We start from the raw sequence: 1062 nt of genomic DNA, 5'->3' as shown, positions 1-1062 counted from the left end.
TTTGCTTCAACTTGAAATAAAGTAAAAATACAATTATAATGATTTGATAACTTATAAGGAGAATTTTTTATGTTAAACAAAAAGGGTCAAGAAGTAAAACATATTCAAGAAGATGATCTAAAGAGAATTAGAGAATATTTAAAATTAAAAAATAAAATTGTACTTCTCTCATTTATCAATATTGGTGTCAATGTTGCTCTAAGAATTTCAGATTTAAGAAATTTACGATTTGAAGATATTATTGATGGAAGATATATTGAAATTAAAGAAACTAAAACTAAAAAAAGAAGAATTATCGCTTTGAACTCTGCTGTTCAAAAAAGTTTAAAAGAATTAAAAACATATTATAAATCAATTGGTTATTCAAATACAGAAGGATATATTTTTAAAAGTCTTACTAGATATAATAAAAAATTTTTAATAGATACTCCTTTTACAAACAATGGTGTTAGTAAAGAATTTAATAAGATAAAAGATATGTTAAATATATTGTACCCAATAGGTTCTCACTCTCTTAGAAAAACTTGGGGATATACAGTATATAAAAAAACTAAAAATATTGCTATCATTATGAAAGCTCTAAATCATTCTTCTGTTGAACAAACATTAAAATATATTGGAGTAGAACAAGAAGATATTAACAATCTTTATGATGAAATAATCATATAAAAAATACACAAATAAGACTCAATGTTTTATTTGTGTATTTTTATATTATTTATTTTTAGTACGCTCGTAGTACGCTTTTGTTTTTTTTATTTTAAAATCATAATAAATTCAAGGTGAAACCTTATATTTAGTTACTATTGCCATGGAATAATTTTAAAATTTTTTTTAAAATATTATAGAAATAAATTTTATAATGAAGTACCATAAAGTTAAGAATATTAACGGAGGTATTATATGTCAAAAGCAAAAACTAATGGATTTCTTGAATTAAATGAAGATAATGGTGAAATTTTATTTTGCAAACTTAAAGAAAAAGAAAAAATTTCACCTTCAGATCCTTCTTTTGAAAGAGTCGAAGAAATAAAAATAAATGAAGATGATTTTCTTAATTTT

Annotated in this window: 1 protein-coding gene; it reads left to right on the top strand. The window is 21.7% G+C overall.

From position 1 onward, the window contains the following. Positions 1-69: 69 nt before the first annotated feature. A complete protein-coding gene (locus L988_RS01230) occupies positions 70-669 on the top strand; it encodes a tyrosine-type recombinase/integrase (RefSeq protein WP_047380742.1) in 600 nt (199 codons plus the stop codon). The last annotated feature ends 393 nt before the right edge of the window (positions 670-1062 follow it).

Source organism: Cetobacterium sp. ZWU0022 (assembly GCF_000800875.1).
GTDB lineage: Bacteria > Fusobacteriota > Fusobacteriia > Fusobacteriales > Fusobacteriaceae > Cetobacterium_A.
Note: the sequence above shows the minus strand (reverse complement) of the source record. Positions and strands in the feature narration are given on the sequence as shown.